This window comes from Snodgrassella sp. W8124 (assembly GCF_016100875.1).
In the GTDB taxonomy this organism is placed as follows: domain Bacteria; phylum Pseudomonadota; class Gammaproteobacteria; order Burkholderiales; family Neisseriaceae; genus Snodgrassella; species Snodgrassella alvi.
In genome coordinates, this window is record NZ_JACFRP010000003.1 from 108,960 (window position 1) to 125,097 (window position 16,138).

A 16,138-nucleotide genomic window follows, 5' to 3' on the forward strand; every position below is an offset into this window, starting at 1 on the left:
CTTTAGCTGCTCGTTCGCGTTGACGCGGTTTATCACTCTCAACTTTAACCGAAGAAGTCTGTGACGCTTTATTTTCAGCGGGTGCCTGTTCCCACCAGCGCGGTTCAAAGCCTTCAATGCGTTCAATTTGCAGGTTATTCTGAGTTAATTCTTTTATTGCATTAAATACCTTTTGTTCCTGCTCATCCATCAGGGAAATAGCTACCCCTTCAGCGCCGGCACGGCCGGTACGCCCGATACGATGTACATAATCTTCGGCATTCAAAGGTAGCTCATAATTGATTACAAACGGAAGTTCAGCAATATCCAGACCGCGTGCCGCTACATCCGTGGCCACCAGAACACGCAAACTGCCTTCCTTGAATTGTGCCAGTGTTTCCAGACGTGTTTGCTGGGACTTATCGCCATGAATAGCTTGTGCACTTATCCCGCGGCGGTTTAATTCGCGATTAACCTGATCAACACTTTGCTTAGTATTACAGAATACAATTACCTGATTCATGTTCAGATCACAGATCAGCCGCTGCAGAAGTGAACGCTTGCGTCCGTTATCCAGTGCAATAATATGCTGTTCCACATTGGCAGAAGTGGTATTTTGTGCTGCTACCTGAATTTTTTCCGGATTATGCATAAAATCCTGAGCGAGCCGCTGAATGGCCGGTGCAAAAGTTGCTGAAAACAGTAAAGTCTGACGCTGTGATGGCAGCATTTGCATGATTTTGCGGATATCGTCAATAAAGCCCATATCGAGCATTCGGTCTGCTTCATCCAGAACTACAATTTCTACTTTGTTTAGCTGGATATTTTTTTGTTGTATGTGGTCAAGCAAACGTCCTACTGTAGCAATAACAATCTCGCAGCCCTGACGTAAATCCTGTTTCTGAATCTCCATATTCATCCCGCCAAACAGCACGGTCTGGCGTAAAGAAAGATTTTTCAGATAACCCTGTACATTCTGATCAATCTGGTCAGCCAGCTCACGGGTTGGTGTCAGTACCAGCATACGCACAGGATGCATTGCCGGAGATGTACTGGTATTGGCATAGCGTTTCAGTCTTTCCAGACTGGGCAGCATAAAGGCTGCAGTTTTTCCTGTGCCTGTTTGTGCGGCAGCAAGTAAGTCCATACCTGCCAGTGCTTTCGGAATAGCCGCATACTGTATAGGTGTAGGTTCGTGATAACCCTGTTCTGTTAGCGCAGAAACAATTTCCTGAGATAAACCCAGGCTGGCAAAAGCATTCATTTTGACAACCTCCAGTTGTTGTCTGCAAATACATACAACTGTTACGAATTGGATAGAATAGATGACTGTTCAAATATCATTATTTTTAGAAAAGCACCATAACGGCAGATGGTAATCATTGATGTTATGGTTATCGTGACAAAATAGTCACTAATGTAAACCAGTAGTGTATCATCTTTATCAACCCGTTATAAACTTGACTGCTATCTGGCTAAAATTAAATAAAAATTCGTAAATTAGCATTTGAATGAAGTCATTACAGCTTTGTATAACCTTTTGCAGACGGGCATTCAGCTATTAAGTAACAGATAACAAAATCGTATAATTCAAATAGATAGTATAAATAAGCTTTTGCTAAACATCTAATCATAGGCTTATGCGATAATTGACTTTATTAAGTTAATCATACAGTACAAGCGAGCATATCAATATGTCAGATGAAAAAAGCAAGGCTTTGGCTGCGGCACTGGCGCAGATAGAAAAGAATTTTGGTAAAGGTTCCATCATGAAAATGGATGGCAGCCATACCGATGAAAATCTCGAAGTAATCTCTACCGGTTCACTCGGACTGGATCTGGCTCTGGGTGTGGGTGGTTTACCACGTGGTCGTATCGTAGAAATCTACGGACCGGAATCTTCCGGTAAAACCACGCTGTGTCTGGAAGCCATAGCACAGTGTCAGAAAGATGGTGGTGTATGTGCTTTTATTGATGCCGAGAATGCCTTTGACCCGATTTACGCCCGTAAACTTGGGGTAAAAGTTGAAGAATTACTGGTATCACAACCTGACACCGGCGAACAGGCTCTGGAAATTTGTGACATGCTGGTTCGCAGTGGCGGGGTGGACATGGTTGTTGTTGACTCGGTTGCAGCTCTGGTACCCAAGGCTGAAATTGAGGGCGAAATGGGTGACAGTCATGTCGGCTTGCAGGCCCGTCTGATGAGTCAGGCTTTGCGTAAACTCACTGGTAACATCAAAAAAACCAATACTCTGGTTATTTTCATTAATCAGATTCGTATGAAAATCGGTGTCATGTTTGGTAATCCTGAAACCACTACTGGTGGTAATGCACTGAAATTCTACTCATCTGTACGTCTGGATATCCGTAAAATCGGCCAGATTAAAAAAGGTGATGATGTCATTGGTAATGAAACACGCGTTAAAGTAATCAAAAACAAAGTAGCTCCGCCATTTAAACAGGCTGAGTTCGATATTTTGTATGGAGAAGGTATCAGCTGGGAAGGTGAGTTGATTGATATCGGCGTTAAGCTAGGCATTGTTGAAAAATCAGGCGCATGGTACAGCTACAATGGCAGCAAAATAGGTCAGGGTAAAGACAATGTACGTCAATGGTTGAAAGATAATCAGGAAATAGCCGACGAAATTAATCTTAAAATTCGCAATAAAGTAGGCATCACTGCTCAGAATACCGAAGGGCAGTTGGATGATACTGATGGTGAAATGCCTGCCGAAGACTAAACGGGTCTGTTTTAAAAAGCTGCTTAGCTACGCTAAGCAGCTTTTTTATTAGCTTATATGAGTTAAAAATCGACTGGAAAATTCTGGATAGTATATGGACTTTTAATATGGCAATAAAACATGATCCAGATAGTAGCCCTGGACAAAAGTTGTTACGTATGTACCAAATATTATTTTCAGAAGATAAATGCCACTATCAGTCTGAATTAAGTAAACAACTAAATTGTTCTGTACAAACAATTATGCGATTAGCAAATGAAATAGAACAATCAATTCCTAGCTGTTTTCTAACAGGACTTGATAACGGGCGTCGATGGTACCGCTTGCAAGCTAAACACCACAATATGTTAGGACTCGATTATCAGGAGCTAAACTATCTAAGTTTATGTCAGGAGCTTTCTAAAGCTTTTATTCCACAAGAGATTTTTTAAGCGTTTAGATCAAACTATGTTAAAATTATCGACACTGCTGTTAGAGCAGGATTCTGAAAAAATTCCGTATACAAATAAACCCATCGTTTTTTTAGTAAAGGAAAGATTGATTATTCAACACATGATTCGATCATCGAAAATTTATTAATTTGCATCAACTCTCATTATTTTTGCCATCTTCATTATATATCCGATAATAATCCAAATGGTAAAAATCATTATTTTATTCCTAAAAAACTTATTGCAATGAATAATGCTTTATATGTCTTTGGCGCCAGTACAAACCATATAAAAGAGCGAACATGGGCGGAACAACAAAAATAGAGGAGCTAGATAATGGTGATATTGCATTAACGATTACCACATGTAGTGAACCCAAACTTATGGCATGGGTTAGAAGTTTTGGAAAAAAAGCGTTGTTCTCTGGTTTAATTGAGTAATAACAGTAGATAAAATAGTAGTGAAAAAACTTAACATTTATATTTTAGATGAGGAAAATAGCATGCCAATACCGTTATTGATTCTTGGCGCTGCTGCTGTGGCAACAGCGTTTGGTGGAAAAAAAGCATATGATGGACATAAAACCAAGCAAGAGGCCAATGAAATTCAGGAGAATGCAATTAAAAAATATAATAACAGGAAAGAACAACTTGATAAAATACAAAATGATACCGATGAAAAATTAAATAATCTTGGTCTTTTGGAACTGAGTATTGGTCAATCAATTGGTGAATTTGAAATATTAGCTAATGAATTATTAGTAAAAATGGAAAAAAGTGGTTATAAAAACCAGAAATTGAATATTCCATCAAACCAATTGGATAAAATTAACGATCTTGCTATTTCTACGACTGAATTTTTAGCAACAACTGCTGCTGCAGGTGCCACCGGTGCCGCTGCAAGTTTTGCTGTTTATAGTGGAGTGATGGCATTTGCTGCAGCATCAACAGGTACCCCTATTGCAGCATTGTCAGGTGCGGCTGCCTACAATGCAACAATGGCTGCAATTGGCGGCGGATCGCTTGCTGCTGGAGGTTGGGGAATGGCTGGTGGTGCGATGGTATTAGGTGCTGCCGCCGCAGCCCCTATTTTAGCTGTTGCTGGTTTGGCTTATGCATTACATGCAGAAAAAGCATTAGAGAATGCTGAAAAACAAAGCGAAGAAGTTAATAAAGCCTTAGAAAAAATGAACTTGGCCGAAGTACGACTTAACAAAATAACTAATTATGTACAACGAATTAATCTATCACTGACTTCCATTAATAATACTTTTATTGAATATTTCGATGCTTTAAAAGCAATGAATCAAACTATTATGAAACGTCATCAAGGCGAAGATATCTCAATTGATGAATCTAAAGAATGTCTTCAAAAAATTGATAACGGTTATGCATTGGCAGCTATTATGACTGAGATTATTACTACTCCGATTTTTAAACCCCAAGTTGATGAAGATGGAAAAGCGGTTATTAAAGATGGACAAGTACAATTCGATACTGATGAGGACGGAGGAAGCGTACTTAATGAAACAATTTTAGATTCAGTTTTAACTGAACAGTCTAAAAAACATAATGAAATTTTATCAAAATAATTATATATCGCCGGATATTTTCCGGCTTTTTTTATCAGGATCGTCCATGTATAAAGCTGAAATAGACTGGAGTCATGAGCTTCATGAAACTGTTGTTAAATCACTAGCGACTTCTTTTGGATTAGATTTTTTATTATTTAAAGATAAAGATGGTGGTAATGTCGATACTATCCATAATGTGAGAAAAGGGATTTACGCGACTGAAAAGGAAAAAGAGCAATATGATAATCGCGGGAAATATGATTCTCATAAATATCATTCACACCGTGATTATATTGCAACAAATAAGCAAGGTAAAATGGTTCATCAACAAGGGGAGTTATATGATGAATATACTGGTAACTCTTTTCATGTTAATGATAAAAAGAATCTAGATCACATTATATCTGCAAAAGAGATCCATGATGATGCAGGTAGAGTTTTAGCAGATATCATAGGGGAAGATTTAGCAAATAATGAATCAAATCTTTGTTTTACCAATGAAAATATTAATAAAAAGAAACAAGATAAGTCGATGGAGCAGTTTATTCTGGAACTGCAGAATAAGCGTACTAAAATACAACAAGAAATAGCTGAACTCAAAAATAAATCTCATTTAACCGAACAAGAGCAAAAAGAATTAAAAAAATTAGAAAATATAGATAGTGCTAATCTAGCAAAGATGAAAGAAATCGATGAAAAAGCGAGGGCAAATTATAATCAAAAGATAAATCGTGAATATTATATAAGTAGTAAATTTGCAAAAAATATCACTAAACAGGCTGCTATTTCAGGTTTTAAAATGGGCACAAGGCAAATGCTGGGGCTGATTTTGGCTGAAGTGTGGTTTGAACTAAAGGAATCAATTCCTACTATATATGAGCGAAATCGTCAATATTTTACCATCAATGGTTTTATAAATGATTTAATGAGTACATTTAACAATATATGGCATAGAATTAAAAAGAAGTTCCATACTTTTTTTATGGCTTTTAAAGATTCGGCAATAGGTGGAGTGTTATCAAGCGTTAGTACTACCGTGATTAATATTTTTCTTACAACACAAAAACAGATCGTAAAGATGCTTCGCGAGATTTGGGGGAATTTAGTACAAGCAATTAAATTAATATTCTTTAACCCTCAATCATTACCTTTAGGTCAATTAATTAAAGAAGTCGGTAAAATTGTTGGTGCAGGAATAGCTGTTTCTTGTGGTGTAATGGTTAACTCAATGTTATCTCAAGTTTGTGTATTCCCTTTTGGTGCAGAAATAGCCGCTTTTTGTAGCACCTTAGTTACGGGTGTTATCACATTAGGGGTAACTTATTATCTTGAAAATGGCGAAATTTGTCAGAAGATTTGGGCATTTTTAGATAAATTCTCTGATAACAGCACTAAAAGACTTAATTTTTATCGTGAAGTTAATGAAAAATTAGACTGTTACCTATTAGAACTTTACCAATTAGAATTTAACATTGATACCGAACAACTTGAGCTCTTTTCATTACGTTTATCTTCAGTCAATAATGAACTTGAACGAAGTTTTATACTAGAAGAGGAAATTAAGGAACGAAATATTAAATTACCATATGAAAAGGGAAATCCTGATTCCGTAAAATCGTGGTTAAATTCATTATGAGTTTTTTAACACCTTTTCCTTGTGATAAATGTGGCATGTGTTGTTGTCATGTAAATTTATCACTAGAAACCCAATTTTTGGATAGAGGAGATGGTATTTGTATTGCTTATAATCAGCATTTAAAATTATATCGTATTTATGATGTACGTCCAGATATTTGTCGAGTAGATGAGCAATATATAAAAAATTATAAAAATAAATATAGTTGGATAGTTAAAAGAAAGGTAATTGCTTATGGAATAAGCAATACCATTGATAATACGGAAATGAGTTGCAGAGTCAGAGACCATTCCATTACTTTAGGTATACATCTGATAAATGCTTTTAAAGCGGATTTAAGTTATGATATTGAAAAGGAAAATAGTAATATTTGTAAAAATTTCCAATCAGAAACCACACCTTTTAAACACCAAGCATAAATCATGATCACTTTAGCTGAATATCAGCAACAAATGACTGCCGGCTATACTCATATTCCATTAGTACAGGAAGTGCTGGCAGATATGGATACACCATTGTCACTTTACCTGAAACTGGCAAATAAACCATTCAGCTATTTGCTGGAGTCGGTAGTAAATGGTGAGCGTTTTGGTCGATATTCTTTTATCGGTTTGCCCTGTGATACCTATATTAAAATATCCGGACAAAACACAAGGGTATACCAGAAAAATCAGCTAACAGAAACGCATCAGGGTAATCCGCTGGAATTCATTAAAACATTTCAGAACAGATATAAAACTCCTGATATTCCAGACCTGCCAAGATTTACAGGCGGATTGGTAGGTTATTTCGGATATGAAACCATTTATCACTTTGAACAGATAGCCCACCGGCTGAAGCAGGCAGACAAACCTAATCCGATTGGCGTGCCCGATATTTTTCTGCTGCTTTCCTTAGAGCTGGCGGTTGTGGATAATTTATCAGGCAAAATTTATCTGATTGTTTATGCCGATACCAGTAAAAAAGATGGTTATCAGCAGGCCAGAGCACGTTTAGAAGAGTTACGCACCGCGCTGCGTCAGAGTGTGCAGTTACCATTGTCACTTGGCAGTGAATTAACTGAGCCAGTGGCAGAAACTGGCGAAGAACAATATAAAAATTATGTTAAACAAGTAAAAGAGTACATTCTCAATGGCGATTGTATGCAGGTTGTCCCCAGTCAGCGTCTCAGCATGCCTTTTTACGATAATCCATTGAGTCTGTACCGTGCTCTGCGTACTTTGAATCCTTCCCCTTATTTATTTTATTATCATTTTGACGACTTCTATGTGGTAGGATCTTCTCCGGAAATTCTGGTAAGACGTGAACAAAGCAGCGTTACCGTACGTCCTATTGCCGGAACGCGTCCTCGGGGCAGAACACCAGACGAAGATCAGGCACTGGCACAGGATCTGATAAATGATCCCAAAGAAGTGGCCGAGCATGTCATGTTAATTGATCTTGGACGCAATGATGTCGGACGCATTAGTAAAATCGGTCAGGTAAAAGTTACCGATAAAATGATTATCGAACGCTATTCTCATGTAATGCATCTGGTATCCAATGTTGAAGGCGAATTACAGGATGGAACATCGAATCTGGATGTACTGGCTGCCACCTTTCCGGCTGGTACGCTTTCAGGCGCACCAAAAGTGCGTGCTCTGGAAATCATCGAAGAACTGGAGCCAAACAAACGCGGTGTTTATGGCGGAGCAGCCGGTTATTTGAGTTTTTCCGGAGATATGGATTTATGTATCGCTATTCGTACTGGTGTTGTCAGAAACAATACACTATATGTACAAAGTGGTGGCGGTATCGTCTTTGATTCAGATGAAGAGCTGGAATGGCAGGAAACTCAAAATAAAGCCAGAGCAGTAATCAGAGCGGCGCATATGGTGCAGCAGGGTCTGGATAAGTAAAGCAGATAATTAGTTACTTACAATTAACTATGGTTGATGCACTATTATTTATAACTATTCCATCAACCATAGTTAATGTCGTCGCCAATACTATGCAGTAAACCATCAGCTAATCATTTAAAACACAAATCAGCATTAAACAGGTTTCAATTTCACTTTAATATCTGCCGGCGGAGCATAATAGGGTGCAGAGGTAACCAGTAATTGCGCTCCCGCACGAACATATTCCGCTATATTTAATAAAGTAACGCCACCGGCAGCAGACAATAAACTCATTGGCGCTAATATTTGCTGTTTTGCCAACACCAGTGCAAATTCTTCCGGCGTAAACTTATCCAGCTGTACAATATCTGCCTGTGCTGCTAGTGCTGCAAAAGCCTCTTCGATATTATCTGCTTCGACAATAATTTTCTTTTCCGGCGCAGCATACTTTAAACGCGTTACCATAGCAGCCCAATCATCCGGCTGCTCATAAAAATGGCGGTGATTGGCAAACAGCAGAACAGACTCAGCTGTGCCGGCACGATGTAATATTCCTCCGCCATCTATTACAGCCACAATAGCCAGAGATTTCGTACCGGGAATACTCTTACGCGTGTAGGCAATTTGTACTAGCGGATTAATCTCATGTGCACTAGCCAGCATTTGCGCCATATATTGTGCTACACCACTGCACCATTCCAGTACATTCTGTGCCACCTTCCAGCCCTGATGCAGATTTTCAGCTTGACCAAAAGCGGTTAACAGCACGGTTTCAGCATTAACATCAGCACCGTCTTGTTCTTGTATCACTACTTCCAGCCCAAGCTTCTGCAATAGTCTGGCCGCAATGGTCACACCACTAACCCTGCCAGCTTTCTGGCGACAGAATGTCATTTTTCCAGCCTGCCGGCCAAAACCTAAAGCACGGGTGGTTAAATCACCATAAGCGATATCATCGAGCAATAGTTTATCCAGCTCAGCATCAGATAAATAAAACATGGTATTTCCCCGTTAAATGAATGACTGCAACCTGCGCCTGTTTCTTATCAGTTATGTCGCTATAGCATATACCGATAATTATGAGAAAAATAATTAATCAATAATTAACAGATAATGCTTGTTTTTGAAAACTATAGAGCTTAGTAAATAAACCATTATTGTCCATCAAGTCTTGATAATTACCTTGTTCCGCAATTGAGCCTTTATCCAGAACAATAATATTATCTGCACCGATAATCGTTTTTAAACGATGAGCAATAACGATTACAGTCCTGTCCTTGACCAGACTGGCGATTGCTTCCTGAATATAAATCTCATTTTCAGGATCCAATGAGGCAGTAGCCTCATCAAGCAAAATAATAGGAGCATTTTTTAATAATGCTCTGGCAATTGAGATTCGTTGCCTTTCACCGCCCGATAATTTACTGCCGTTTTCACCTATTAAGGTATTCCAGCCATCTGGTAATCGGGCAATTAGTTCATCACATCTGGCTATTTTAGCGGCAAGTTTGACTTCTGCATCAGACGCATTATGCCTTCCGATGCGAATATTGTTCATAATCGTATCATCAAACAATACCACCTGTTGGAAAACAAAAGCCATTGAATGCATCAAAGTTTCAGGGTCAATTTGCTTAATATCGAGATTACCAATGGTAATCCTCCCCGAATTTACATCCCAAAAGCGTGCAATCAATTGTAATAAAGTGCTTTTACCACTACCTGATGGTCCAACTAATGCTGTCATTTTTCCTTCTGGAATAGTGCAGCTTAAATTATTAATAACGTTTATTTGATTGTAGGAAAAATTAACATGATCAATATTGATAGTATGATTAGCAAAAGTCACATCTTCTTTTCCTTCCATAATAGACTCAGATTGTAAACTTCTCATTCTATCGATGGAAACAAGCATATAAAACAGCTCGGGTAATAATGTCAAAATAGAAATCAGAGGGCTATAAATTCGTGAACTGATAATAACAAAGGCAATAAAAGTAATTGGATTTAAGCTGCCAGAAACCATCAGTGAAACACCGAGTAAAACCACTATGCCTAAACCGACTTGTAGTGTCATGGTAGACAAAGTGACAATAATTCCTCCTATTCCTTCAAACTTAATTGATGCCCACATCATTTTTTTAAGGGCTTTATCCAGGCGTTGGAATTTTTTACCACTTATTCCGTAACCTTTGATAATTTTAATACCATCCAGATATTCCTGAACTTCGTCGGAAACAATTAATTTAGCCTGAACATGTTTTTCACCAAATTTTTGTTCAAGTCTTTTACCAATAACAACAATAATAATAGAAATCGGCAGAGTACAAAAAATAGCACCAGCCATCCGCCAATCATAAAATGCCAATAAACAACAAGTTATCAGGCTGCTGATTGAATAACCGATTAATTGGGGTATCACATGGCTAAGCATGTTCTCAATAACGGCACAATCACCCATAATATTAGCCGTAAGTTCAGAAAGATCTTTTCGGTTGAAAAAACTAAGCGGTAGTTTGCGGATTTTTTCAGCAACTTCAATTCGGGTATTGGCTGCCTGACTAACAGCATTAGCATAAGTTTTTTCATATTCTCTTTTATAACAAAATAAGAATAATAAGGCTGAAACTACGCCTGCTCCCGCCATAATCCATAAGTAATTTATATTTACAGGAATTTGGTCAGTTAATGGCTTAATTAGCAGGATAATTATCTGTAATAAAATGACAAACGGTAACATTAATGTCAAATTAGAGATGATACAGGCGATAATAGCTTGATTAAGATTTTTATTCTCTGCATCAGACAACATCAATAATTTTTTAAACATATGCCACCTCATCATCTTGACCAGACTGATACATTTGCCAATTTAATGTTTGCTTATAGTATTGCCACATTTTGTAATAGGTATGATGCTTATCAATTAGCTGCTCATGCGTTCCTTTTTCAACAATTCGACCTTTATCTAATACCACAATTTGATTTGCATCTTTTATTGTTGATAAACGATGCGCAATCATAATAACGGTTTTACCCTGCATCAAAACTTTCAAGGCAAGCTGAATTTTGTATTCATTTTCAGGATCAGCAAAAGAAGTGGCTTCATCAAGAATTAAAATAGGTGAGTTTTTTAGTAATGCGCGGGCGATTGCTAAACGTTGCATTTCACCGCCTGAAAGATGCAGTCCTTTAGTACCTATTACCGACTGATAGCCGTCTGGCAGCTTTTCAATAAATTCGTGACATTGTGCAGCTTTAGAGGCGGCAATAACTTCATCTAACCGGGCATCGGGTTTGCCGATTTTAATATTATCTAAAATAGTTTGTTTAAAGAGAAAAACATCCTGAAACACAAAACTCACTAACGACAATAAATACTCACTTTTCATTTGCTTAATATCTACACCACCAATCGTTATCGAACCTTCATCAGGATCAAAGAAGCGGGGAATAAGCAGTGAGACTGTACTTTTACCACTGCCGGAAAGCCCAACCAGAGCAGTAGTTGTTCCTTGTTTTGCCGTAAACGAAATGTGACTTAGCGCATTATTCTCTGAAGCCTCACTACCCTGAATCTTATTGTAGGCAAAGGTAACATCATTAAAACCAATATCATAACGATTTACTTCTAAACCGGATTCGGGTTCAGCTAAAGGTTTTACGTTTAAAACACTATCCATATTTTCAACGCTTTTAACTGCTTTTTGAAGGCCTTGAGAAACATACATCAGTTTTAAAAAAGGCGCTGGTAATGCCAGTGAGAAAATTAAATAAAAAATAGAAGCTAAGATAAAATTTGCATAATTATCTACAGAACCGAGTAAGAAAATTATTACCGGGAGAATAAAAAGATAGATGTTATTTAATATCAGCAGAAAAAATGCCATATGATATTTAAAACAATCAGTAAACTTAAGGCAAAATACTTGATACGCTTTAATTGACTCATAAAAGCGTTTAAATGAGAAAAAGGTTTGATTGAAAGCTTTTACAACAGCAATACCACGAATATATTCAACTGAAGCATTACTCATATCAATAAGTCGATTTTGAAACTCCTGCATATGGTTTTTAATATCTTTACGACGGTAGCCGCTTATCAAAACAATATAAGCCAAAATAATGGGTACCAGCGTTGCCAACCCTAAACGCCAGTCAAAAATAGCTAAAATAATTAAAATGATAATCGGAGTCGCAAACGAACCAACCATATCAGGGAGTTGATGAGCAATAAAAATTTCTATCTTTTCAATATCATCATCAACGATTTTTCGTAACTCTCCACTCGAATGTTCAGTATAAAATCCTAATGGTAAATATGATAAATACCGAACGAAATTATATTTCAAATAGTAGAGCGTTTTAAACGCAGCAATATGCGAGAAGCAGAGTGCAAGGAAATTAAAAAATAGCGACAATGCAGCCGCAATAAAAGCCAGCCAACCATAATGAATAATAAGCCCGTTATTTAATACGTCCTTATTGACTAAACTCATTATTATTTCGTAAACAATATAATAAACCGAAATAAAAGGGATAAAAGCAGTAGCAACACTTAAAACTGAAAATAAACAAGATAAAATAATTAAAATTTTATTTTTAAAGGTGAGTTGCCAAAGTCGAGAAGCAGGACTGTAATTACACGGTTTCATTAAATGAGTATCTTATTAAAGTAATAATAATCATTATCATTTATTATGTATAAAATAACAATTCTTTTTATAAAACAAACAATATCAGGGAGTGTGTTAATAAAATAGTAGGCCTTTAGTGCAACAAATTTTGCACTGGGCCATGATTTTGAGCTGATTCGTGACCACAATGGAAAAGATTGCTCTACTTCTTAAAACTATCTTAATGACGAACAGTTGATTAAATAATTAACTCAGTTAAATTATCGAGCAGAGTTTTTTATTGCATTATGAGAATTTATTTTGATCTCGTTAGAAAATAGATTTCTGACTGGAACGAGAGGATATATTAAAAGTTGTACTACGATATTCAATGAACTCTATTTGATTAATTCATGACAATTTATTTTGTTTTTAGTTGTCAATAATTCCTAATAAAGATAACAGATTGCCAGTGATGTTCTTATTTTATAAGCTATATCTATCTGGTATATAACCATAGATAATTTTGTCGTATATAACCTTTACCTGAAAAGGATATCTATCTAAATGAAATTCAGGTACAAAAAATGTAAGCTAAAACAGTTAATACTCAAAGTATTATTTTAATAGCTGTAGAAAAATTAAGAGGGTATAGAAAAAGCATACCCTCTTAGTTTTAAATTGACAGAGATAAACATTTATCAGCTAATATCCAGCACCGCATGGAACGCAGCTTGAGGAATATCTACACCGCCAAATTTACGTTGTCTGACTTTATTATCCTTTATATTTTTAGCAATTTTTCTCTTTTTGGATAGAGAGCCGGAATATCCTTTTCCGGTTACGCTTTTGCGTAAGGGCGGAATATCCTCCCGCGCAATAACTCTGTTTTCAACCACAGACTGAACTGGCATGGGATATAACTTACGCGGAATCACATGCTTCATTTTCAGAGCTATTTGCTTACCGCGTTCATAACTACTGCTGCGCGGTAAAATAAATGAAAATGCATCTACTATTTCATCATTCAGCCAGATATCCATTTTCACTAGATCAGACGTAATATAACATCTGTCGCGGTAATCAACTGAAGCATAACCATGCGTGATGGATTTTAATGAATTGAAAAAAGTATAGGCAATTTCAGAAATCGGCAGCTTAAAAAATAGTTCCGCCATTTTATTATTGAGGTAGGTCATATCAACAAATATACCTCGCTTTTCCTGGCACAGATTCATAATTTCGCCAATATTTTCCACAGGAATAATAATGGCTGACTCAATAAAAGGTTCTTCAATGGAAGCTATTTTTTCAAAACTCGGTAACAATGTCGGATTATTTACCGTTATTACCTGGCCATTAGTAAGCGTTACTCGGTACTCAACGCTGGGAAAAGTAGAAATAATTTCAATACCATGCTCCCGTTCCAGTCTTTCCTGAATAATTTCCATGTGCAAAATACCTAGAAAGCCACAACGAAAGCCACTGCCAAGTGCCAGAGAATTTTCCTGCTGATAAACAAAGGCCGAATCATTCAGAGCCAATTTTTCTATCGCATCGCGCAGCTTTTCCTGTTCCTCATTTTTAATAGGAAACAAGCCTGCATATACCATGGGTTTAACATCTTTATATCCGGGTACGGGCGGAGTGTTTGGTGCATTAATATCAATTAATGTATCACCAACTTTCACATTGGAGACCACCTTTATATTAGTAGAAATATAGCCTACCTCGCCCGCAACAAGCGTTTCAACAGACCTCATTTCAGGCAAAAATACACCAATTTGTAATGCTTCAAACTCCAGTCCACTTTTGATCATTTTAATTTTCTGACCAGTAGCCACCGAACCATTGAAGATACGGACATGCAGAACCACACCACGATACATATCGTAATGCGAATCAAAAATTAAAGCCTGAAGAGGACGATCCTGCTCACCACTAGGTGCCGGTATTTCTTTAACAATAGCATTCAGAATATTATCGACTCCGGTCCCTGTTCTGGCCGAGGCCAATATAATATTATCCAGATTAATTCCATCCAGCTCATCGAGCTCTTTGGTAACACGTTCTACATCCGCATTTGGCATATCAATCTTATTGATAACCGGAATAATCGTTAAATTCTGCTCCTGCGCTAATTTTAAATTAGCAATAGTCTGAGCCTGTACTCCCTGTGTGGCATCAATCACCAATAATGCCCCTTCACAAGCGGCTAAACTGCGGGAAACTTCATAGGCAAAGTCAGTATGACCGGGCGTATCAATCAGATTAAGTTCATATTCAGCCTGATCTTCGGCCTGATAGTACATACGCACAGTCTGGAGCTTAATAGTAATACCGCGCTCTCTTTCAAGCTCCATATTATCTAATAATTGCTCTTTCATTTCTCTTTCGCTGACCGTTTTTGTCATTTCAATTAACCTGTCAGCCAGCGTAGATTTACCATGATCAATATGAGCAATAATACAAAAATTTCTAATATTATTTAGGTTCATATTCCCATTCTTTCAGATTTTATTCATTTAATAGGCATTAAATGTAATAATTAGAGTAACTCGAAGTCAAGCTTAATATCCCGTCTTTACTAATTGTGATATTTTGTTGATTTATAAAACTAAAGAGGTAAAAAATGGTGGATTTACAGGATTGTATTTTATCAATAGCCAATAATGGGCAGTTAAGCCTCAAACCCAAATATTCCGTAACCGAAGCGGCCCAAATTCTTGGATTATCAGCACATACTCTGCGCTATTACGATTCCCTTAATCTATTCCCGTTCTTACAGAGAGATCAGCATGACAAAAGATTTTTTTCAGATGCAGATTTACAATGGGCAAAATTAATCGAATGTTTACGCAATGCCAATATGTCCATAAAAGATGTTCAACACTATGTAGAGCTCTGTTTGCAAGGAGACAAAACACTGGATCAGCGGCTGAATATAATTAGCCAGCAAGAACAAAAGCTGCTCGACACCGTGGAAACATTAAAAAAGCAAATAGCATTGTTGAGATTTAAAAAAGAATACTATGAAAATGCTAAACTCAAAAATGACATTGATAAATAGTACTGTCATCTAGTCACAAGTAAAAGGAAACAGAGGCTATAAACAAGCCATCATCCCTATCGGCAGATAGTGGAGTCAAATAAAACCGCAAAACTGAGTCAAAGGCACCAAAAATAAATTTAGGAAAAACAGCTGAATGAGAAGAAAGTCAAAAATAAATGCAGGCAGGAGTTGACAGGGGATTTGTGGAGGCGTATAGTTCGCCTTCT

The 16,138-nt window shown here is 37.1% G+C and carries 12 protein-coding genes and 1 pseudogene; 8 read left to right on the top strand and 5 right to left on the bottom strand.

Features of this window, described 5'->3' with window-relative positions; translation table 11 throughout:
- Positions 1–6 precede the first annotated feature (6 nt).
- Positions 7–1,243: pseudogene (locus H3U73_RS09770) on the bottom strand (DEAD/DEAH box helicase); the annotation flags it as partial.
- 430 nt (positions 1,244–1,673) lie between these two features.
- Here H3U73_RS09770 and recA point away from each other — a divergent pair.
- The 7 genes from recA to trpE all read left to right on the top strand — a co-directional run bounded on the left by recA (position 1,674) and on the right by trpE (position 8,261).
- The gene (gene recA / locus H3U73_RS09775) at positions 1,674–2,723 is read left to right on the top strand and encodes a recombinase RecA (protein ID WP_025329915.1); all 1,050 of its coding nucleotides are present in this window, start codon (positions 1,674–1,676) and stop codon (positions 2,721–2,723) included.
- A gap of 107 nt (positions 2,724–2,830) precedes the next feature.
- Complete coding sequence (locus H3U73_RS09780; RefSeq protein WP_084551095.1) at positions 2,831–3,154, top strand: hypothetical protein; 324 nt, start codon at positions 2,831–2,833, stop codon at positions 3,152–3,154.
- A gap of 302 nt (positions 3,155–3,456) precedes the next feature.
- Positions 3,457–3,594 carry a hypothetical protein gene (locus tag H3U73_RS09785; RefSeq protein WP_172397392.1) on the top strand — a complete coding sequence of 46 codons (138 nt, stop codon included), beginning with the start codon at positions 3,457–3,459 and terminating at the stop codon, positions 3,592–3,594.
- A gap of 62 nt (positions 3,595–3,656) precedes the next feature.
- Positions 3,657–4,745 (top strand): chemotaxis protein, encoded by a 1,089-nt coding sequence (locus H3U73_RS09790; protein WP_084551097.1) that lies wholly within the window; start codon positions 3,657–3,659, stop codon positions 4,743–4,745.
- Positions 4,746–4,791: 46 nt separating this feature from the next.
- Positions 4,792–6,363: a cobalamin adenosyltransferase gene (locus H3U73_RS09795; RefSeq protein WP_084551100.1), complete on the top strand. Its 1,572-nt coding sequence runs from the start codon at positions 4,792–4,794 to the stop codon at positions 6,361–6,363.
- Positions 6,360–6,782, top strand: coding sequence for a YkgJ family cysteine cluster protein (locus H3U73_RS09800; protein WP_198190480.1), 423 nt, complete (start codon positions 6,360–6,362; stop codon positions 6,780–6,782). The genes H3U73_RS09795 and H3U73_RS09800 overlap by 4 nt, the downstream gene beginning before the upstream one ends.
- A gap of 3 nt (positions 6,783–6,785) precedes the next feature.
- Entirely contained in the window at positions 6,786–8,261 is a 1,476-nt protein-coding gene (gene trpE, locus H3U73_RS09805; protein ID WP_084551102.1) for an anthranilate synthase component I, read from the top strand.
- Between the two features lie 135 nt (positions 8,262–8,396).
- On the opposite strand, the gene modD is transcribed toward trpE, so the two are convergent.
- The 4 genes from modD to lepA form a co-directional block, all read right to left on the bottom strand.
- Complete coding sequence (gene modD, locus H3U73_RS09810) at positions 8,397–9,242, bottom strand: ModD protein (RefSeq protein ID WP_198190481.1); 846 nt, start codon at positions 9,240–9,242, stop codon at positions 8,397–8,399.
- Positions 9,243–9,339: 97 nt separating this feature from the next.
- Positions 9,340–11,073, bottom strand: coding sequence for an ABC transporter ATP-binding protein (locus H3U73_RS09815; protein ID WP_084551106.1), 1,734 nt, complete (start codon positions 11,071–11,073; stop codon positions 9,340–9,342).
- Positions 11,066–12,898 (bottom strand): ABC transporter ATP-binding protein, encoded by a 1,833-nt coding sequence (locus H3U73_RS09820; protein ID WP_198190482.1) that lies wholly within the window; start codon positions 12,896–12,898, stop codon positions 11,066–11,068. The genes H3U73_RS09815 and H3U73_RS09820 overlap by 8 nt, the downstream gene beginning before the upstream one ends.
- 662 nt (positions 12,899–13,560) lie before the next feature.
- The gene (gene lepA, locus H3U73_RS09825) at positions 13,561–15,357 is read right to left on the bottom strand and encodes a translation elongation factor 4 (protein WP_084551110.1); all 1,797 of its coding nucleotides are present in this window, start codon (positions 15,355–15,357) and stop codon (positions 13,561–13,563) included.
- Positions 15,358–15,491: 134 nt separating this feature from the next.
- Here lepA and H3U73_RS09830 point away from each other — a divergent pair, with 134 nt between their 5' ends.
- Complete coding sequence (locus H3U73_RS09830; RefSeq protein ID WP_084551112.1) at positions 15,492–15,929, top strand: MerR family transcriptional regulator; 438 nt, start codon at positions 15,492–15,494, stop codon at positions 15,927–15,929.
- Positions 15,930–16,138: the final 209 nt, after the last annotated feature.